This is a genomic window from Companilactobacillus keshanensis (assembly GCF_003946205.1).
GTDB lineage: Bacteria > Bacillota > Bacilli > Lactobacillales > Lactobacillaceae > Companilactobacillus > Companilactobacillus keshanensis.
In genome coordinates, this window is the sequence record NZ_RHOS01000008.1 from 14,574 (window position 1) to 34,833 (window position 20,260).

General features: G+C 35.6%; 22 protein-coding genes and 1 riboswitch. Of the genes, 1 reads left to right on the plus strand and 21 read right to left on the minus strand.

Annotation, left to right across the window (positions count from 1 at the left end):
* Positions 1 to 10: 10 nt before the first annotated feature.
* From EKM64_RS05920 to mraZ, 16 genes are all read right to left on the minus strand, one after another.
* On the minus strand, positions 11 to 238 hold the full coding sequence (locus tag EKM64_RS05920) for a cold-shock protein (RefSeq protein WP_125676581.1): 228 nt from the start codon (positions 236 to 238) through the stop codon (positions 11 to 13).
* A 3-nt stretch (positions 239 to 241) separates the two neighbouring features.
* Positions 242 to 3,022 (minus strand): isoleucine--tRNA ligase, encoded by a 2,781-nt coding sequence (gene ileS / locus EKM64_RS05925; protein ID WP_125676583.1) that lies wholly within the window; start codon positions 3,020 to 3,022, stop codon positions 242 to 244.
* 181 nt (positions 3,023 to 3,203) lie between these two features.
* Entirely contained in the window at positions 3,204 to 3,935 is a 732-nt protein-coding gene (locus tag EKM64_RS05930; protein WP_125676585.1) for a DivIVA domain-containing protein, read from the minus strand.
* A 16-nt stretch (positions 3,936 to 3,951) separates the two neighbouring features.
* Complete coding sequence (locus tag EKM64_RS05935; RefSeq protein ID WP_125676587.1) at positions 3,952 to 4,749, minus strand: YlmH family RNA-binding protein; 798 nt, start codon at positions 4,747 to 4,749, stop codon at positions 3,952 to 3,954.
* A gap of 1 nt (position 4,750) precedes the next feature.
* Positions 4,751 to 5,020, minus strand: a complete 270-nt coding sequence (locus EKM64_RS05940; RefSeq protein WP_125676589.1) for a YggT family protein — start codon at positions 5,018 to 5,020, stop codon at positions 4,751 to 4,753.
* Between the two features lie 13 nt (positions 5,021 to 5,033).
* Positions 5,034 to 5,426, minus strand: a complete 393-nt coding sequence (locus EKM64_RS05945) for a cell division protein SepF (protein ID WP_125676592.1) — start codon at positions 5,424 to 5,426, stop codon at positions 5,034 to 5,036.
* Positions 5,427 to 5,440: 14 nt separating this feature from the next.
* Positions 5,441 to 6,661, minus strand: coding sequence for a cell division protein FtsZ (ftsZ, locus tag EKM64_RS05950; protein ID WP_125676594.1), 1,221 nt, complete (start codon positions 6,659 to 6,661; stop codon positions 5,441 to 5,443).
* A 34-nt stretch (positions 6,662 to 6,695) separates the two neighbouring features.
* On the minus strand, positions 6,696 to 8,039 hold the full coding sequence (ftsA, locus tag EKM64_RS05955; protein ID WP_125676596.1) for a cell division protein FtsA: 1,344 nt from the start codon (positions 8,037 to 8,039) through the stop codon (positions 6,696 to 6,698).
* 78 nt (positions 8,040 to 8,117) lie between these two features.
* Entirely contained in the window at positions 8,118 to 8,816 is a 699-nt protein-coding gene (locus EKM64_RS05960) for a cell division protein FtsQ/DivIB (RefSeq protein WP_125676598.1), read from the minus strand.
* Positions 8,817 to 8,832: 16 nt separating this feature from the next.
* Positions 8,833 to 9,939 carry an undecaprenyldiphospho-muramoylpentapeptide beta-N-acetylglucosaminyltransferase gene (murG, locus tag EKM64_RS05965; RefSeq protein WP_125676600.1) on the minus strand — a complete coding sequence of 369 codons (1,107 nt, stop codon included), beginning with the start codon at positions 9,937 to 9,939 and terminating at the stop codon, positions 8,833 to 8,835.
* Complete coding sequence (gene murD / locus EKM64_RS05970; protein ID WP_125676602.1) at positions 9,939 to 11,309, minus strand: UDP-N-acetylmuramoyl-L-alanine--D-glutamate ligase; 1,371 nt, start codon at positions 11,307 to 11,309, stop codon at positions 9,939 to 9,941. Before murD ends, murG begins: the two co-directional genes overlap by 1 nt.
* A 10-nt stretch (positions 11,310 to 11,319) precedes the next feature.
* The gene (gene mraY, locus EKM64_RS05975) at positions 11,320 to 12,285 is read right to left on the minus strand and encodes a phospho-N-acetylmuramoyl-pentapeptide-transferase (RefSeq protein WP_125676603.1); all 966 of its coding nucleotides are present in this window, start codon (positions 12,283 to 12,285) and stop codon (positions 11,320 to 11,322) included.
* A 15-nt stretch (positions 12,286 to 12,300) separates the two neighbouring features.
* Positions 12,301 to 14,472, minus strand: a complete 2,172-nt coding sequence (locus tag EKM64_RS05980) for a penicillin-binding transpeptidase domain-containing protein (protein WP_125676605.1) — start codon at positions 14,470 to 14,472, stop codon at positions 12,301 to 12,303.
* Positions 14,469 to 14,831, minus strand: a complete 363-nt coding sequence (locus tag EKM64_RS05985; protein ID WP_125676607.1) for a cell division protein FtsL — start codon at positions 14,829 to 14,831, stop codon at positions 14,469 to 14,471. Before EKM64_RS05985 ends, EKM64_RS05980 begins: the two co-directional genes overlap by 4 nt.
* A 15-nt stretch (positions 14,832 to 14,846) precedes the next feature.
* The gene (gene rsmH / locus EKM64_RS05990; RefSeq protein ID WP_125676609.1) at positions 14,847 to 15,794 is read right to left on the minus strand and encodes a 16S rRNA (cytosine(1402)-N(4))-methyltransferase RsmH; all 948 of its coding nucleotides are present in this window, start codon (positions 15,792 to 15,794) and stop codon (positions 14,847 to 14,849) included.
* Positions 15,784 to 16,215, minus strand: coding sequence for a division/cell wall cluster transcriptional repressor MraZ (gene mraZ / locus EKM64_RS05995; protein ID WP_125676611.1), 432 nt, complete (start codon positions 16,213 to 16,215; stop codon positions 15,784 to 15,786). The genes rsmH and mraZ overlap by 11 nt, the downstream gene beginning before the upstream one ends.
* Before the next feature lie 234 nt (positions 16,216 to 16,449).
* Between mraZ and EKM64_RS06000 the strand changes: the two genes are divergently transcribed.
* Positions 16,450 to 16,569 (plus strand): DUF4044 domain-containing protein, encoded by a 120-nt coding sequence (locus EKM64_RS06000; protein ID WP_083480759.1) that lies wholly within the window; start codon positions 16,450 to 16,452, stop codon positions 16,567 to 16,569.
* 44 nt (positions 16,570 to 16,613) lie between these two features.
* Here the strand turns inward: EKM64_RS06000 and thiT are convergent, their stop codons facing one another.
* The 5 genes from thiT to mreC all read right to left on the minus strand — a co-directional run bounded on the left by thiT (position 16,614) and on the right by mreC (position 20,245).
* Positions 16,614 to 17,201 (minus strand): energy-coupled thiamine transporter ThiT, encoded by a 588-nt coding sequence (thiT, locus tag EKM64_RS06005; RefSeq protein ID WP_125676614.1) that lies wholly within the window; start codon positions 17,199 to 17,201, stop codon positions 16,614 to 16,616.
* 51 nt (positions 17,202 to 17,252) lie between these two features.
* Positions 17,253 to 17,354: riboswitch (TPP riboswitch) on the minus strand.
* A 26-nt stretch (positions 17,355 to 17,380) separates the two neighbouring features.
* Complete coding sequence (minD, locus tag EKM64_RS06010; RefSeq protein ID WP_125676616.1) at positions 17,381 to 18,181, minus strand: septum site-determining protein MinD; 801 nt, start codon at positions 18,179 to 18,181, stop codon at positions 17,381 to 17,383.
* A gap of 2 nt (positions 18,182 to 18,183) precedes the next feature.
* Positions 18,184 to 18,846, minus strand: a complete 663-nt coding sequence (locus EKM64_RS06015) for a septum site-determining protein MinC (RefSeq protein WP_125676618.1) — start codon at positions 18,844 to 18,846, stop codon at positions 18,184 to 18,186.
* Positions 18,846 to 19,385: a rod shape-determining protein MreD gene (gene mreD, locus EKM64_RS06020; protein ID WP_125676620.1), complete on the minus strand. Its 540-nt coding sequence runs from the start codon at positions 19,383 to 19,385 to the stop codon at positions 18,846 to 18,848. Before mreD ends, EKM64_RS06015 begins: the two co-directional genes overlap by 1 nt.
* Complete coding sequence (gene mreC, locus EKM64_RS06025; protein ID WP_125676622.1) at positions 19,385 to 20,245, minus strand: rod shape-determining protein MreC; 861 nt, start codon at positions 20,243 to 20,245, stop codon at positions 19,385 to 19,387. The genes mreD and mreC overlap by 1 nt, the downstream gene beginning before the upstream one ends.
* Between the last annotated feature and the right edge of the window lie 15 nt (positions 20,246 to 20,260).

The following is a 20,260-nucleotide window of genomic DNA, read 5'->3' on the forward strand; positions in this document are numbered from 1 at the left end:
AAAGAAAGCACTATTCAGCGCTTTCCTCATTTTGTTCAGGATCTAGTATAGTTATATTGATTGCTTGCGGGCCCTTAAAACCGGGAGCAATTTCAAACTCAACATCAAGACCTGGCTTGATAAAGAAGTCTTCACGATTCAAAACAGAATCAGCAAAGAAAAAGATATCTTCTTCTCCATTATTTATAAAACCAAATCCACGTTCATTATTAAAACGAATTATTTTTCCTTGAAACATTTATTAGCCCTCAAAACCTTCTTCAATTGTTTGAGGATATTCCTCAGTAACAATCTTAGCACATCTTGAACAGAATGTTTTGAAGTTTGAATCACTACCAACATCAGTCTTGATCATACGACATCTTTGACATACATCTCCATCAGCTTTTTCAACCAGGACACTGACACTCTCATACTTGTCGGCATTAGCTGGAGCGGCATCTTGACTGATCTCAAATTGAGAAACAATCAATAATTGACCAAAATTACTGTCAATACTATCTAGAGTAGCTTTTAATTCATCATCTGGATAAACAGTTACTTTAGCTTCCAATGACTTACCTATCAACTTGTTTGTACGAGCAACTTCAAGTGATTTCAAAACATCATCACGAAACGACATGAACTTGCTCCAATTTTCATGGATTTCATCCGTGTCAGACAATTCTTCAGAAACTGGCAATTCAGCTAATTGAACATATTCTTCTGGCTCTTTTAGATATTCCCAAACTTGTTCCATAGTGTGCGGCAAGATAGGTGTCATCAATTTAGCAATTTTAACAGCTGCATCGTAGATAACTGTCTGCATTGAGCGACGTGAATGTGAATCCTCAGGGTCAATGTAAACAACGTCTTTAGCAAAGTCTAGATAAAAAGTTGACATTTCATTAGTAATGAAACGAACCACATTCTTTGTAACATCTGCAAAATCATAAACATCATATTCATCATGCAATGTTTTAACAAGATCATTTAACTTAACGGCAACATACTTATCTTCTGGACGAAGATCTTCATAAGCAACACGATTTGTCTTAGGATCAAAATCACTTGTGTTAGCAAGCATAAATCTCATTGTATTACGAATCTTACGATATGTTTCTGAAACTTGTTTGAACGAATCAACAGTTACAGCAACATCGGAACTTGAGTCAACTGATGCAACCCAGAGTCGAATAATTTCAGCTCCAAATTGTTTTTCAATATCTGATGGTGCAATAACATTACCAAGTGATTTACTCATCTTAACGCCGTTTTTATCAAGTGTAAAACCTTGAGAAAGAATAGCTTTATAAGGAGCAACGCCAAATGCGGCAACTGATGTGATCAACAATGAGTTAAACCATCCACGATATTGATCAGAACCTTCAAGAACTAAGTCAGCTGGGAATTGTAAGTTATCACGCAACTTAGCAACGCCAGCATGTGCTGTCCCAGAATCAAACCAAACATCCATAATATCTGTTTCTTTAGTGAACTTACCATTTGGACTAGCAGGATTTGTATATCCTTCTGGAAGAAGATCTTTAGCATCACGTTCAAACCAAACATTTGAACCATATTTGCCAAATAAATCCGCTACATGATTAATAATTTCCTTAGTCATGATAGCTTCACCATTTTCAGCGTAGAAAATTGGTAGCGGAACGCCCCAAGCACGTTGTCTAGAGATCACCCAATCGCCACGATCACGGATCATATTGTAAAGACGAGTTTTACCCCAATCAGGGATGAAGCTTACCTTTTCAAGTTCAGCCAATAATTGTGGTCTAAATTTATCAATGGAAGCAAACCATTGTGGTGTAGCACGGAAAATAACTGGTTTCTTTGTACGCCAATCATGTGGGTAACTATGAGTGAAGAAATTCAACTTCAATAAGGAGCCATTTTCTGTCATACGTTCAGTAATCATCTTGTTAGCTTTGTCATAGAAGACACCTTGATATTCAGGAACTTCATCAGTGAAGCAACCATGTGCATCGATTGGTGAGAAGATAGGCAACTTATATTTCATACCAACAACAAAGTCATCAGCACCAAATCCAGGGGCCGTATGAACTAAGCCAGTACCATCGTCCAATGTAACGTGATTACCCAGAATAAGTAATGATTCACGATCATAGAAAGGATGTGTAGCTGTTAGACCCTCAAGTTCACTACCCTTAAACGTCTTTAGAGTTTCAACATTTTCCCACTCAAGCTTTTCCTTTAGGAAACTGATACGTTCTTCAGCAACAACGTACTTTTTACCATCAGCGTTGATCAAAGCGTAATTGAATTTAGGGTTTACACAAATAGCCTCATTTGATGGCATTGTCCATGGAGTAGTCGTCCAAATAATAAACGAAGTATCTTTGTCTAATAAGTTTTTACCATCACGTACTTTGAAAGCAACGAAGATCGAAGGAGATTTGACATCTTTATATTCGATTTCAGCTTCTGCCAAAGTGGATTCTGATGATGGTGACCAATAAACAGGTTTCTTACCACGATAGATATAACCCTTATCAACCATTTCACCAAAGACTTTAACTTCTTCTTTTTCAAATTCTGGTTGATATGTAATATATGGATGTGCCCAGTCAGCTGAAACGCCCAAACGTCTGAATCCAGCCATTTGTTTTTTGATTTCTTTTTCAGCAAAATCACGACACATTTTACGGTATTCAGTCATACCGATTTCCTTACGTTTAACACCCTTCTTAGCCAATTGTTGTTCAATTGGAAGACCATGAGTATCCCATCCAGGAATATATGGTGAGCGAAAACCGTTCATAGATTTATATCTGATGATAATATCCTTTGAGATTTTATTAAGTGCATGCCCCATATGGATATCACCATTAGCAAATGGAGGTCCATCTAATAATTCAAAAGTTGGTTTTCCTTCATTTAATTTTTGGCGCTTTTCATATAATTTGTTTTCATCCCAAACCTTTTGCCATTCTGCTTCTTTGTTTGGCAAATTACCACGCATAGGAAATTTAGTTTTACCTAAATTTAGTGTGTCTTTTACTTTCATTCTTTCACCCCTCGATTAAAATAAAAAGAACCCATCCAAATTAGGACGAGTTCTCGTTGTACCACCTATTGGTAAATATATAATAGAAATTTTTAAGAGCTGATATACCTAGTAAATTATTCTACTAACCTCACACCATACGTTAGCTCGCTGAAGAACGTTTTACTGGGAATTTGTTCTCTTAATTATTGTTATCATCCTGATTGTCATTGTCAAACTGGAATGTTGGTCCATTTTGATCATGATTGATCGTATATGGATCATTTGGCGTCTGATCTTGTTCCTGACTATCAGTAATGTTGTCATTATAATTCATTTGTTCGTCATTGGGAACACTATCTTGGTAATTTTCATAATTATCTTCAGAATACTGATTATTTTGCATGCCCACTTTTTGTTTCAAATCACTGGTAGATGTAGCATCAGCCAGCTTTTGCCACTTGGGACTATCTATCATTGATAATTGTTGTTGCAACATTCCTTGCAAACCATGACGAAAATCATTTGTCTTTTGTTTAAGCTCATCCGTTTCAATTGTTACCTGACGAGCTTTATCAGAGGCGTCTTGCAGAATTTGATTAGACTTCTCGGTCGATTGATTTAATAACTCACGGGCCTTCTTTTGTGACTCTTCAATTATTACTTGTGCTTCTTGCTCGGCGCCAGATTTAACTTTGTCAGCTGCATCTTGGGCCACAATAATAGACTGATTCAAAGCATCTTTCATATCGGTAAAATATTTGAGCTGCTCTTTCATTTCAGCATATTCTTTTTCTAACTGTGAGTTTTTTTGTAAAGCTAGGTCATAATCCTGAGCCACTTGGTTCAAAAATTTTTCGACTTGGTCACGATCGTACCCACGAAATTTGTGGTCAAATTCTTTATCATGTATTTCAACTGGTGATAATACCATAATTTCACGCCCCTAATTATTTATTAATGACATTTACAAATAATATATATTTATCATTTCTCGATTTTCCCATAATATCATTAATTCTTATTCGACCGTATCCACGAACACTCAAAGTGTCACCCATTGTTATAAAATCACTAGCATTTCGTGTTCCAGTCCAATTCAACTGAACTTTTCCATGTTCTACTAACGATTTGGCAACTTGTCTGGATAAATCATAAACAGTCGCAATCACTGTATCAATTCTCAATGATTGGACTCTGATATCTTCATCCACAGAATCGTCTTTAGGCAAAAGTAAATCTGCAAAATTCTTTTGAATTAAATGAATCTTATATGGTCCCATTTTTGTAACCTGCTCTTCAATGAAATCATCCATTTGATCAAAGACAAAAAATTGCCATCTTTCACCGTCAGTAATGATGTCACCAAAATGATCGCGATCAACTCCAGATCCTGTCAAAGAACCTAAAATTTGACCATGATGTAAGTTAGCAAATTTTTCTGGATATCGAATTTCGTACATTGAAACCTTATAATCAGAATCTTTTGGTACAAAATAATCAGGAGCAATTATACCCCTGACCCTTTCCGCACCTTCATATCCACCAAAATAATGAACAAATAAATCATCATATTTATTGATCAAGTTATTCAAAATCAGCTGTTCTCTTAAATTAAGAAAATCAGTCAATTGCGGTGTATACATAGTCTGCGATTTTAATAATAAATCACTGATACGATCGACAAAAGGTTTTTCTTCAGGACGGAAAAAACCGCTATCCAGGCTTATTTTTTCTTTGTCAGCCATTTTAAATCACCATAAATATTACTTTCTGTACTAATTGTAAGATTATTAAAGCAATTAATGGAGAAAAGTCTAAAACTTGTCTATTTAAAAATGGTAGGGCTCGATGAATCAACGCCAAAAATGGTTGTACTAAGCGTACGATCAATTGTCCAAACGGATTTTGATACAGTCTAGGCATAAATGAAAGTATGCAGTATATAAATATGACCATTTCATACAGCTGAAAGGCTCCAGCTATGATATATGGTAAACCGGTTAAAATTCGATCCATGTAACTCCCCTATCTATTCATTAATATCAGGAATGCTACCGTCAATTTCAAACTTAGGAGGTGTGCAGAGAAAAATTTTATCCCCAACACGTTTAATTTCACCATTCAAAGCAAAAATTGATCCTGTCAAAAAGTCAACGATACGCTTAGCTGAATCATCATTGATATTGTTGAAATTAACAATAACAGCTTTATTGTTTAATAATTGTTTGGCAACTACCTTGGCATCAGCATATACTCTTGGTTGATAAATAGCTATTTTACTGCTGGCAGTTCTGGAATCTGTTGTTGAATTCATTGAGACAACCTTTTCATTATTAGAATAATCAGCCTTTTGGTTTACTGGTTGATTTTCATCCTCTTCATCATTGATACCAAAAAAGTTACTGAACTTTTCAAATGCCATAGATTAGTTCTCCTTTATTTGTTGTTGCGACGTTTAAATATTGGCGGTGTTGAATCATCATCATCGTCATTCAAATCAATTGTTTCCGGCTTTTGGAAGATTTCAAAGTCACTCTTCTCGCCAGAAGTATTGTTTGCGTCGGCATCACGATTGATGTCCCAATCTGCCAAAGGATCCTTCTTTTGTTGTGGAGCGGGTTGAACACTACTTTGAGTCTTGTTATCTAAAGTAGCCATTTTATTATTTAAAGTCGGCTTTTTAGCATTCTTCTTGCTATCTTCAGTTTCAACACCAGTTGCGATAACTGTGATTTTAACTTGATCACCAAGTGAATCATCCATTGAAGTACCAAAGATGATATTTACATCTGAAGTTGCTTGATCTGTAACAATTTGAGCAGCTTCTTGTGCTTCATAAAGTGATAGATCTGTACCTCCAGTGATATTAAGAAGTACCTGTTTAGCACCATCAATTGAAACTTCAAGTAATGGTGATGAAATAGCCTTGTTAGTAGCTTCAGTAATTCTATTTTCACCATTAGCAGTACCAATACCCATAAGAGCCGAACCTTGATCTGACATAATTGTCTTAACGTCAGCAAAATCCAAGTTAACATAACCAGGTGATGTAATAAGATCAGAAATACTTTGAACACCTTGACGTAAAACATCATCAGCCTTACTGAAGGCTTCACTCATAGGTGTCTTCTTATCAACAACTTCAAGCAATTTGCTATTAGAAATAATAACTAGTGTATCGACATCTTTTTTAAGCTCTGTAATACCATCAGCAGCAAATCGTGAACGTTTTGAACCTTCAAAAGCAAATGGACGAGTGACAACTCCAACTGTAAGAGCACCACTTTCTTTAGCAATATTAGCAACTATAGGTGCGGCGCCTGTACCGGTACCACCGCCCATACCGGCGGTGATAAAGATCATGTCTGCACCTTCAAGGGCTTCTTTAATTGCTTCTTCACTCTCTTGAGCGGCTTTTTGTCCAACCTCTGGGTTAGAGCCAGCACCTAAACCTCTTGTTAATTTAGGTCCTAATTGAATTTTTGTTTCAGCTTTTGAATCCTGTAAGGCCTGAACATCAGTATTAGCAGTAATAAACTGAACACCTTTGATTTGTGCATCTACCATACGGTTAACGGCGTTGCCACCAGCGCCACCGACACCAATTACTTTAATTACTGCTCCCATGTTGTCATTTGAGTCTAAAGAATATTCCATTGAGGAGTTCCTCCTGTTTAATTTATCTTAGTTTTTAATCAAAAAATTTACTCCAGAAATCTCTAAACTTATCCAGTCCTTTGCCCTTTTTAGGCTTTGAAGCTTTTTTAGTTTTTTCAATTTCATCTGGTATATTTTTGGTTTTTGGATCTGGTTCAACGACCTGCTTGGTTTGTGCTACAGGTTGAGGAGTTGAATTATTTTGGTTAATCGTTGCTCCATTAACAACATTGTCAGCAATAATTCCGATATCGTTTAACCTTGAAGCATACGTCACTAATCCTAAGCCTAACGCATAAGAAGGATGACGCATTCCCATTTGAGAAGGTACATAACTTCTAACCTTGACACCAAAAACTTTTTTGGCAAGCTCTTCGATATTAGGTGTAGCCGCAACACCACCAGTTAGAACAATTCCACCTGGCAATGATAAAGCGCCTGAGTTTTCAAGTGGTTCCTTTAATCTATTAAATATTTGCTCTAAACGAGCTTCAATTATTTCTGAAATATATTGTTCTGAAATTTGTTCTGGATCCGTCTTACCGACGACCTCAACACTGATCGTTTCATCAGAAGAGGTTTCATCGGAATCAGCATTACCATAATAAACTTTTAATTGATCAGCATTTTCAACAGTCGTATTTAAAACAACTGAAATATCATGTGTAACGTAATGTCCACCTTCAAAATCAACGGTCGACAATTTTAAATTATAATCATGAACAACAGATGCTGTGGTCTGACCAGCACCCATATCAATAATTACTGAACCAAAGCCACTCTCACCATCATTCAAAACGACTTGACTAAGTGCCATAGGTGTAATGACTTTATGAATTATATTTAATCCAGCTAATTGGATAGCCTTCTTTGTATTATGGACAATCGTCTTGGGTGCGGTATAAATAATACCTTTCATCTCTAAACGAACAGCAATCATTCCACGAGGATCTCTAATATTATTAAATCCATCAACTGAAAATTGTCTTGGAATCAAAGATACAACTTCGCGTTCACTAGGTAAATTCTGTACCATAGCTGCTGCCATAACTTGTCTTACATCATTTTCGGTGATTTCCTTTGATTCCGAACCAACGGCTATCATACCTTGGCATTTTTCAATCTGTAACATATTGGCGGAGATACCAACCACAACATCGTGAATAGTAATATTAGCCTGTGTTTCAGCTCGCTTGACAGCTTTTTTAATTGCTCCCGCAGCTTTATCTATATCGACAATAACACCACGACTAACGCCTTCGGATCTTTCGCTTCCTACGCCAACGACATTTAACTTTTCGTCTGACGATTCAGCAACCACTACTTTAATTGAGCTAGTACCGATATCTAACCCTACAAAAAACTCTGAATTGTCCATATATACGTGGCAGCCTCCCTTACCTAGAAAAAAATCTTTTCATTAGAAAATTTTAACACAAATATGACTATATTAAACCTATTTCTTAGCTTTAAAAGGATAAGAATATGCACCAATTTCTAAATTAATTACACCCTTTTGCTTCATTTGGGCGGCAATTCCCGGATAATACTTCATTTTAGCTTGAACGGTTCTTATATCAGCTACCACTTTGTTACCATCATTCATATCAATTTTGACACGATAAGGATTCAACTTAGTAGGTGAATTATAAAATTGTGAAACATTTGTTCTTACATTATCAGGCAATTTTTTATAAATTTTTGAAATTTTCTTCAAGCTCTTTTTATCATTGAAACCGCTATAAATTGGATAATTGCCAATTGGCGAGTGCATCTTTTGATTAATTATATGACCACCGTTTATAACTCGATAATAATATCCATTTTTATAAATTAGACCAAGAGTTTTAAATTCTTTAACCTTGATAACAATATCTCTTAGATTATGCGTTTTAAATGAAACTGTTTCGATCGAAGGCAATTTTTTCATTGTTTTGTTGGCGATCGTCTGATGATCAATCATTACATTGACCAACAAACTATTGTTATTGATGTCAGTAGCATCAATAACTTGCTGTGCTCCAAGATCATTAACACCTTCAACGGTAACGTTTCTAACTTTACTAAGCGGAGAACCCAGATAAGCGATAAAAATTATCACAACGGCCAAAATCAATATGATGCTATTTTTACCTAAGTTCTTCCTCTTTTTCATAATAGTAACTCCTTAATTACTTAACTAAGCCAGTTAACACTTTGATCAATCTATCAGAAGCATCAGGAACACCGATATCTTTTGAAGCAACTGACATTTTATTTCTAATTTCTTCACTACTCATAATTTTATTGACCTCTGAGTAAAGTAAGTCTCCAGTCAAGTCTGCTTCTGGGATCATAGTGGCCGCACCGTTTTTAGCGACAGATAAAGCATTCTTAGTTTGATGGTCATGTGTTACATATGGACTTGGAATAAAAATTGCGGGAATTCCTAACGCTGTTATTTCGGCAATACTAGTGGCTCCACTACGTCCAACAATTAAACTAATGTCAGGTAAAATTTCAGGCATATCATCAATATATGGTCGTACAGATATATTGTCCATGTTCAATGATAGGTTATCAATTTTTTTGATTACATCGTCGTAATGCACCCGTCCTGTTACGAAGAGAACTTGATAGTCTTCTTTAGAAAACTTTTCTAAAGCTTCAATGGTTGTTCGATTTATCGGAGCAGCTCCACGTGAACCACCAAAAATCATTACAGTCGGCGTATCGGGTTGTAAATCAAAATCTTTCAACCGATCATTTACTTCTATCGTTGCGACTTCCTGTGCTCGCGGATTACCTGTAAAAACAATTTTTCTCTTCTCGCTAAATTGATCTTGAGCTTCCTTAAAAGCAATCGCAATCTTGTCAACAAAGTTACCTAAGAACTTATTAGTTATACCGGCAATAGTATTTTGTTCATGAATAACCGTTGGAATATGCAACCTGTGTGCTGCATAAACAACCGCACTTGATACATATCCTCCGGTTCCAATGACTACATCTGGGCGAAATTCCTTAATAATCTTTTTGGATCTTCTAACACTTGAAAGAAATAGTTGCATAACTTTTACATTCTCTAAAGTTAATTTGCGTTTGAAACCTCTTATTTCAATCGTTTTAAATGGTATACCAGCATTGTTGACTATCTTACTCTCTAAGCCCTTTTCAGTACCAACATATAAAACCTCATCAACTAGATCTCGTTCTTTTAGACGTTGAATTAACGCCATTGCAGGATAGATGTGCCCACCTGTACCTCCACCGGAAACTACGATTCGTAATTTGGTCATTATGCCTCTCCTTTAAGTCCTTCGACTTCTTCGATAAATTGATCTCCACGTTGCTCAAAGGTATCAAATTGATCCCAACTTGCAGCAGCAGGTGAAAGCAAGATAACATCACCATCATCGCTTTGACGATAAGCTTCAGGAACAGCTTCGGCCAAGTTAGATACCTTAATAATATTAGTAACATTGGCTTTTGTAGCGGCATCGACCATTTTATCGGCCGTCTCGCCATACAAGACAATATTTTTAACATTCTTTAATTGTGGGACTAATTCGTCAAATCCATTTCCACGATCAAGTCCGCCAGCAATCAAAGTCAATTCTTGGTCACCGAAAGCTTCTAGTGCAACAGTTGTTGCTTCAATATTAGTTGCTTTAGAATCGTTATAAAATTTACGACCGTTAAATTGATCAACAAATTGAATACGATGTTTTACACCCTTAAATGAAGTTAAGACGTTAATAATGTCTTCGTTGCTGACATTAAATATTTTGGCAACATTGATAGCAGCTAGTGCATTTTGAACATTATGTTCACCAGGAACTTTGATTACATCAGTATTTAAAATAAATTCTTTATCATAATAAATTTCATCATTTTTAACATATGCACCATGTTCTAACTCTTGTTCATCTGAAAAAGGTACAACTTGTGCTTGTGTATCTTTGGCTAGTTGACGCCATTCACTTTGATTCCAGTTAACGATGAAGTAGTCATCTTTGGTTTGGTTCTTTGTAATATGCATTTTAGCTTTAATATAATTGGCTCTGGTACCATGAAAATCAATATGGGCTGAATAAATATTATTTAAAACAGCTACATGTGGATGAAGATCAATTGTTCCTTCTAACTGGAAGCTTGAAAGTTCAGTTACTACTACATCGTCTTTAGTGGCTTTTTGTATTACATCTGAGATAGGAATACCGATATTACCGGCATAAAATGATTGTTTAAATTTTGGAGAATGAGCCAACATCAATTGAATCAATGTTGTAACTGTAGTCTTACCATTTGTTCCTGTAACAGCAACCATTTGTGCATCTGAAAAGCTATAAGCAATTTCTGGCTCTGTAATAACTGGTATATTCAAATCTTGAGCATGTTTTATCAGATCATTTGAATATGGAATACCAGGATTTTTAACTACATAGTCAAATGATGTATCAACTAAATCGGCATCATTACTTCCTGTAATAACTTTAAACCCTTGATTCAAAAGTTCTTTGGCTTCAGTGTTTCCCTCTAGGGGATTAGAATCAACAACCGTTATCTCCGAATTCATTTTTTTTAATAATTTAGCTACTGCAAAACCACTTTTAGCTAAACCTAAGACGAGAATTCTTTTATTTGAGTATTTACTTTCTGCTTTCATGACTGACTTCCTATATAAATAATATTAGATAAATTCCTGAACAAACAATTCCAACAATCCAAAAAACAATATCAACTTTCCATTCATTCCATCCCATCATTTCAAAATGATGATGAATTGGTGTCATTTTGAAAATACGTTTATGGAAAACTCTATACGAGAATACTTGCAACATAACACTTGCTGTTTCTATTACGTAGACCAAACCGATCAAAAGAAGTGACCAGTAGCGGCCTAATAGGATAGCAATAGCCGCTAATCCTGCACCTAAAGCTAATGAACCAACATCACCCATAAAAATCTTTGCAGGCTTATGATTAAAAATCAAGAAAGCTAATAATCCACCAACAACTGAGAAACAGACGATAGCAATATCAATTCGGTTTTGATTTAAAGCTATTATTCCGTATGTACCATAGGAAATAGTGGCCAAACCACTTAATAAACCATCCAAACCGTCAGTTAAATTAGTTGCGTTTGAAAAACCAACTAACCAAAAGATTGTGAATAGAACAAAAATTATCACTGAATCAATTGACCATATACCAGGAATAGTAAAGTTAAATGGCAATTGATCCGTTGCATAAACATATATAAAGATCAAAGCAACTAAAATTTGTAGGACTAACTTCTGCAAAACTTTTAATCCCAAATTACGCTTCTTAAAAACTTTGATGAAATCATCAATAAAACCAATTCCACCGTAAAGAACTATCACCAAAGTTATAATAATCAACGAATGTGTCAATTTGTTTTGCCAAGCACCGACCCAAACGTTAGTGATCGTCATAGCAAGTATGATCAAAAGTCCACCCATTGTTGGTGTTCCGGATTTCTTTTCATGCCATTTTGGCCCAACCTCTCGAATAGATTGTCCTTCATTATGCGAAATCAAGTAGCCAATTAGAAATGGCATTAAGATCGAGACGATGGCAAAAGTACTGACTATATCTATAATAATTTGACTTAGTTCCATGTAAATCCCCTTAACCTATTTATTTTTCAATGTAACTATAATTTTACCACTGTCATTTAAAACATGACCGGCTTTCAAGGATTGCGATGTAACATACCCGTCACCTTTAGTCGTCACATGTTTACCCGTAACTTCAGCAAACTTCAAAACATCATTTTTCGACCAGCCACTCAGATCAGGCATAGTCATTGCACCATTAGTCAATAAGACGATTCTTTGACCAGGCATAACTTTTTCGCCACTGGCCGGTAGTTGTTGAACAACCTTGTCTCCAGTTCCTATAATACCAGCCTGTAGGTTCAGTGAATCAATCTTCTTTTGTGCTTTAGTAGTGGAACTGTTCAAAAGACTTGGAATATCTACGTATTGGCTGCCAACTACATTCGATTTGCCTGGTGAATCCCCTTGATTAACTAAACGAGTAACCAACGGATTGAATATCTCTGACAAGATCTTCTCTGGAGATTCAGTCATTTTTTGTGGCTGTTTCATTGTGATATAGACAATATAATTAGGATCATTATATGGAATCATACCTGCAACTGAGAATATATAATTATTTGTACCGGTCAAATAACCGCCTTGTTCAGATGCAACCTGAGCAGTACCAGTTTTAACTCCGACTTTTACATCAGAAACGTTATAGACTCTACCAGTTCCGTATTCCTTAGTAACTACCGAACGCATAGCTTTCTTAACTTTTCTTGCTGTACTTGCAGATATCGGATGACCAACTGTCTCAGTGTTATAAGTCTTTTCAGTTTTACCCGTTGTAGGATTGACAACTTTTTTTATAATTTGAGGCTTGATCATCTTACCGTTATTAGCTATTGCTGAGAACGCTTGCAGCATCTGAATGGCATTAACATTGACACTTTGTCCAAATGAGGTCATAGCTTGATCACTTTCATGCTCAAAAGAAATTCGACCTGCAACTTCACCTGGCAACTGAATTCCTGTTTTTTGACCTATTTTAAAACGTTTCATATACTTCATCCACGTTTTTGCACCCATTTTTTGTTCCAAATGGACCATTCCGACATTAGATGATCTTGTAAATGCTTCAGACATTGGAATCGATCCCCATCCAGCATCATTCCAATCATTGATCGTTCGACCACCAACTTCAACTGAACCAGATTGATACAATTCATTAGGATTGTAATTACCTGAATCAATGGCCGCCGATAAGGTCAAAATTTTCATGACTGAACCAGGTTCGTATTGATCTTCAACTAAGGTGTCACGCCAGCTATCGGTCAAGCCTTTCCCAGTAGTGGGATTAAATGTAGGTCTTTGTGTCGCTGCTTCTATTTGACCGGTTTTAGCATTCATAACAACTACCTGTAGATTCTTGGGTTCATATTTTTCTTCAACATTCTGAGCCAAAATTTCTGCGTATTGTTGAATTCTACTATTTAAAGTTAAATATACATTCGTTCCATCGACGGCATTTTTTTCAACTACTTGAGAATTAGGTAATTCATTCCCATTAGAATCTTGTTTAGTAATTTTTTTACCATTAACACCTGACAACATTTTATTAAAATACTTTTCAATACCCATAACACCACTAATATTACTATTAGAATCATTAGGATCATCGGCTTGAGTAATACCAACCAAATTAGTGGCAAATACTCCATTAGGATATGCTCTGGATGGAAGTTCAACGAAATTTATTCCTGCTAAATGCTTAGCGGCAATCTTGTTTTTGATCTCAATTGAAAGATCACGCCCAGATTGACCGAACTCGACCTGATATTGCTTTTTATTTTTTGGAGTTAAATATTTCAAAGCCTGCTTTTTAGATATCGACAGATATTTACTCAATACCTCAGCAACCTTTGTTTTATCTTGAACATAATCGGGCTTTCCATCTTCGGTTTTAGCCGAATGTGAAACAACAGCATAAATATTATAAATACTTGAATCGCCGGCAATCATTTCACCATTTGTATCTAATATTTCACCACGATGTGCATTGACCTTTGAAGAATGTTCATACTTCATTTTGGTTCGCCGTGCTAAATTAACACCATTATATTGTTTACTAATAGCAATTGACGTAAATCTAGTAGTTGCGGCTATAAAAAAAAGGGCAGTCACGAGCACTATTATTATTCCTATAATATAGTGATTTCGCGTTGCCTTATTTGATAAAGCTTTTTTAATAATCCGTCTCATTTCGAAACATTCCTTACATTCTTGTTACTCATTTTTAAATTATGTTCTTTAGCAAATGAAGACAGACTATCAAAGCTTGTCATTCCAGAAATTTCTTGTCGTAAATTAACATTCTCAGTACTTGTTTTGTTGATTTTAGATGTGATGTTATCTAAATTATTTTGAGCTGCAGTCATAGAAACATTAATGCTGACTAATGCCACCATTAATGACAATACTAAAGCACCTAAACAAATCAATAAACTGATCTCAAGTTTAGATACGGCCACACGACCTGATATTTTAGGAGTTTCAACTGCTTTTGTTTGTGGTTGAACCTCTTCATAGTTTTGTAGATTTCTAGCTGTACTCTCTCTCATTTTCAATTCTCCAATTTAAATCTTTTCTACGACTCGCAGCTTGGCACTATGTGCCCTATTATTTTCATCTAATTCATTTTCATTTGGTAAAATTGGTTTTCTAGTAATCATTTTTAATTCAGGCTTTAAGTAATCTGGAATAACTGGCAAGCCTTGTGGTACATCAATTTGTGATTTTTCTTTAAAAATATGTTTTACAATTCGATCTTCTTTAGATTGGAACGTTATTACGCTAATTCGACCTTTAGGAGCCAATAAATCGATTGCTTGTTCAAGCGATCTTTCTAGTGAACCCAATTCATCATTTACCGCGATTCGAATGGCCTGAAAAACTCTTTTAGCGGGATGTCCACCAGTTCGTCTTCTTGCGGCCGGAATTGCATTTTTTATGATATCTGCCAATTCCAAAGTCGAAGTTATTCGATGATCCTCTCTAATTCTTTCAATCGAACGAGCAATTTGTTTCGAAAACTTTTCATCACTATATTTATAAAAAATGCTGACCAAATCACTGTAATCCCAGTCATTGACAATCTTTTCAGCATCAAGATTCTGACGCTGATCCATTCGCATATCTAAACGAGCTTCTTTTTTATAAGAGAAGCCTCTTTGAGCATCATCAAATTGAGGTGAAGAAACACCTAAGTCATATACGACACCGTCAACAGCTGTAACATTCAACTTATTTAAACTTTCCTTCATATCCTCAAAATTACTACGAATTAAAGTTAGTTGATTGCTGCCGATGACATCACTATTTTTCAATTGTTCTCCGACCTCAATAGCAGCTTCATCTCGATCAAATGCATATACATGGCTATTATTTATGCGACTTAATAACTCAGTCGTATGACCACCACGCCCAAAAGTTGCATCAACGTAGATACAATTATCACGAGGATTAACTTGTTCAATTGTTTCTTTTAGTAAAACTGTCTTATGTTTAAATTCTTTAGAAGTCAAAATCCGTCATTTTCTCCGATATCTCTTCAAAATTATCCTCAGCTTCTTTGCTGAAATCATTCCATCGTTTTTCATCCCAAATTTCAATTCGATCAGAAACACCGATTATTACACAATTCTTTTCTAATTTAGAAAAATTTATCAATGGTGCTGAAATATTAATTCTTCCCTGTTTATCAAACTCAACTTCAGTAGCAGCCGAATAGAAAAACCTAGTAAAAGAACGTGCATCCTTTTTTGTTAAAGGCAATTTGTCTAATTGAGCTTCCAATTTATCCCATTGAGCAAGAGGATATCCAAATAAGCAACCATCCATACCACGTGTAATGACAAAGCTTGTACCCATTTCTTTCCGAAATTTAGCAGGCACGATGATTCGGCCTTTACTGTCAATCGTGTGGTGAAATTCGCCCATGAACATCCCAGTCACCTCAATTCTTTAACACCTCTTAATTTACCACAATTCCCCACAATTAACCACTTGTTATTAAACATTGGTATTGACAAATTAAAAAAACTCTCGATTCGTTGATAATACGTAGTTACCAACGGTGGGAGTTTTTTGGAGTTTAGTTATCCATATGATTTAAGTTGCAATAAATGATCGAGTGAAGTAGTATTTCATTATATGAAATCAGATTAGGTGGTGGAAGTTTTGAACGACGAAAAAAAGCCTAAAAGTACTTTAACTAAAATAATTCAAGTTGTTGTTTGGTTAATGATCTTAGTTACCATCGGCGGAGTTGTCCTCGGATCTCTCATGAGTTTCATTTAAAACAAATAAAAACCAGAAGCCATTGGCCTCTGGTTTATTTTTTTCTATTCTTTAACAATAATAAAACGTTTGAGGACCCGATTCAAAACTACTAATAGAACTAATAGCATGATCATATTGGCAATAAAACTGCCACCATTAATAACTAATGAATAGATCCATGGATTCATAGTCTTTGGTGCATATGCTCCCCAGTAAATACCACCAGCCAAAAAATGCAGGAAGTATTTGACTAAAAATCCTAAAGCCGAATAAAGAATTATCAATCCCAGCGGATTTTTGCCAGATTGAATGCGGTTCTTAACTTGAACACTTCCCAATCCAACTAATCCAACAGCTGCAAATGCTAGAGGATATTCAACTAATCCTTGTAATGGATTTAAAAATCCACCACTACTGAATCCCTTTAAGATCAAATCTAGGATTCCCCAAACCAAACCGGCAGTTAGTCCTGGCTTAACACCTCTTCTTAACGCGTAGATTGCCATGGGAATAAGTCCATATTCCACTTGAATCGACGAAACACCTAAATCGTGAGGTACAAATGATAGCGCTTGAGCTGCAGCGACGATAATGGCCCCTTCAGTTAAAACAACTAAACTATTATTTCTAGTTGCAATATTTTTTTGCATATAAAAAGACTCCCTTATAATATTTGCCATCACAAGAGAGTCCAACTGCATCCAGTGTCCCTAACACAATCCCTACGCATGTATTAACATAACAGGTTTAAAGGGTCTGAATTCCAATTCACTCTCAGCCAAATGGCTCCCCTTGTGTTGACTATTTATATAAAGACACTATAGCACATTTAATTGTTACGTCCAAAAATACGACCTAAAAATCCAGTCTTTTTCGTTTCACTTAAAATATCCAATGGAATATTCTCACCTAGCATTCGATGAGCTATATTTCGATAACTATGACCTGCATTACTCTTATCATCTAAAACAACCATGTGACCGGAATTAGAAGCCGCAATGACTTCATCTTCATCAATAACTATTCCTAGCAAAGGAATACCCAAATGATTAACAATATCGTCAATTTTCATTGACGTACCATTGTTGATCATATTTTTTCTAACACGATTTATGATCAGATGTGGCGTAATCGGCATACTCATATTTTCCAGTATCCCTACAACACGATCCGCATCACTAACGGAAGCAATTTCAGGATTAGTTACCACCAATGCACCATCGGCAACCGTCACGGCATTTTGGAATCCATATTCGATACCGGCCGGACAATCAATCATTACAAAATCAAATCTTTGTTTCAAATAACTAATGATACTTTCCAAAGATGTTTGATCCAAGGCATATTTATCAGTGAATTGTGATGCTGCCAATAAATACAAATTATCTTCAAATTTAGGATCACGAACTAAAGCTTGAGATAGTACTACTCGACCTTGCGCAACATCAACGATGTCATAGACCACACGATTGGTCAATCCCAAAACTGAATCCAAATTACGCAAGCCAATATCTAGATCGACCATACAAACCTTTTTACCAAGGCTTGCTAAGACGGTACTTATATTGGCGGTTGTGGTAGTTTTCCCAACTCCACCTTTACCGGAAGTTATAACAATCGATATCCCCATTATTATACCGTTCTCTTTCTTGAATCTTTTATTATTTCCCGATAATTTTGTATATCTTCAACGTTGATCGTATGAAGATCATCTAGATAAGCAAAACTATTATCTTTAAATTTATCAGCATTATCCTCAGTTGCGATCTCGATCACATCTGCAATTCTCAATTGAGCCGCTCCAATTAAATTGCCACAAATAGCAACACCAGTATTATCTGGATATCCTGCTTGAACGACGCCATGGACATCACCAATAATAAATACTGAACCTGTAGCACTGATGTGTGCACCTTCATGCAAAGTACCCAAAAAAAGTAAATCACCATCATATTCAAGTTTTTGTCCACTACGAACAATGCCCGCTTCAATATTCATCTGACTACTCTTGATCAAATTTTCAATCGATGATTTAGCCTCAACTTCAGAATCAATGCTCTTAATTTCTATTTCAGGATATTCTGAAAACAAGGTTTTCAATTCTTTGACTTGTTCATCAGTCAACAAACGATTGCCTGTTTTGATAGTAACTTGAATAACTTCTTCTTCAGAAGATCCAACATTTTGATTAGCAATTAATTTTTTTAATTCTTTTAAAGAATTGCTAAAATTGCCCTGATCACTAATGATCATGACATAACCGTCTTTACTCCCTTTAAGAGTAACGTCACTCATTACTTATCCCTCCTGTATTTGACCAGCCAATCACTCAAATTAGCTAACGGAATATAAAGTATGAAAAATACGATCATATTCCACAACAAAGTGGGTCCCAAGGTAAATGTAATGAAGTCCATTGTGTCCACTTTTGTTTGTTGTAACAATCTTTCCAAGATATAAATTCCTGATTGCATGAAAGTCAAAGCTAGGAAATAAATTGAGATCTCATATCCCATATTGGCTTTAACAAACAAGAACTTATAGTGATCAACACCTACCATTGCTAATGGCAGTAAGACTGTATACAACCCAATCATTCCAAAGTAATACGAATCATAGATCAATCCAAAGACTATCCCATATGTAATTAGCTGTCTACGATCACTAATTCTCATTGAGAGCATGACTAGAACCATTAGCATCAATTGGGGAATAAACATAACTTCGCCAGTATTCATGTTATTTAGAAAAGCCCACTTCATTAGACCATCTAAATAAAGTGCTAATAGTATAAAAATGACCTGACCTGTAATTTTACGTGTCTTGACATCCATTATTTTTCACCACTCACCGATGACTTAATAACAGTTACAACTGTAAAGTTCCTCAACTCAGCTGCAGGAGTAATGTAGACGGAATTAGTCATTCCATAGTTATCTTTCTTAATTGCATTAACTTTACCAATGTAAAGTCCTCTAGGTGTAAGACCACCTAAACCAGATGTAATAACCTTCTGACCCTTTTTAACATCCTTAGTTGAAGTAACGTTTTCCATTACTAAGTCTCCGGAATCACTATCATATTTACTTACGATACCAGTAATATTCTTATTATCGCCTTGAATTTCAGAAGCAAATTTGTCATTCAATTCATTATCAGTTGAAATCAATTCAACTTTAGAACTAACTTTATTGACTTCAATAATGCGACCGATCAAACCTTTACCAGACATTACAGGCATATTTTTCTTCAAACCGCTTGTTTGTCCGCGATTAATTGTTAAGTAGCTTTGCCAGCTACTAGGAGAGCGCGACAATACGGATGCATTAACAAAAGTATAATCAGTCAATGTAGCATTTAATTTTAACTCATCTTTTAATTTCTTATTTTCCTCTTGAACTACTTTCAGCTTAGCTTGATTTTGAGCCAATTCGCCAATTTTTGACTTCAATCGACGATTTTCAGTATATGTATTATATAAATCTGAAAATTCTGATGAAGCATTCTTAACAGCATTAGTGGGATAGGCAAATATACCTCCAACAATGCTAACAGTGTCATTACCAACCTGCTGTACAACAGGAGGAGTACTCTTTTTATCCTTAATATTGACCGACACGGCCAATAGTCCGAAGGTCACGATAATGATCAACATTAGAATAATTAACTTTTTATTTGAAAAAAACTTTTGCATTGCTTCCTCCTACTT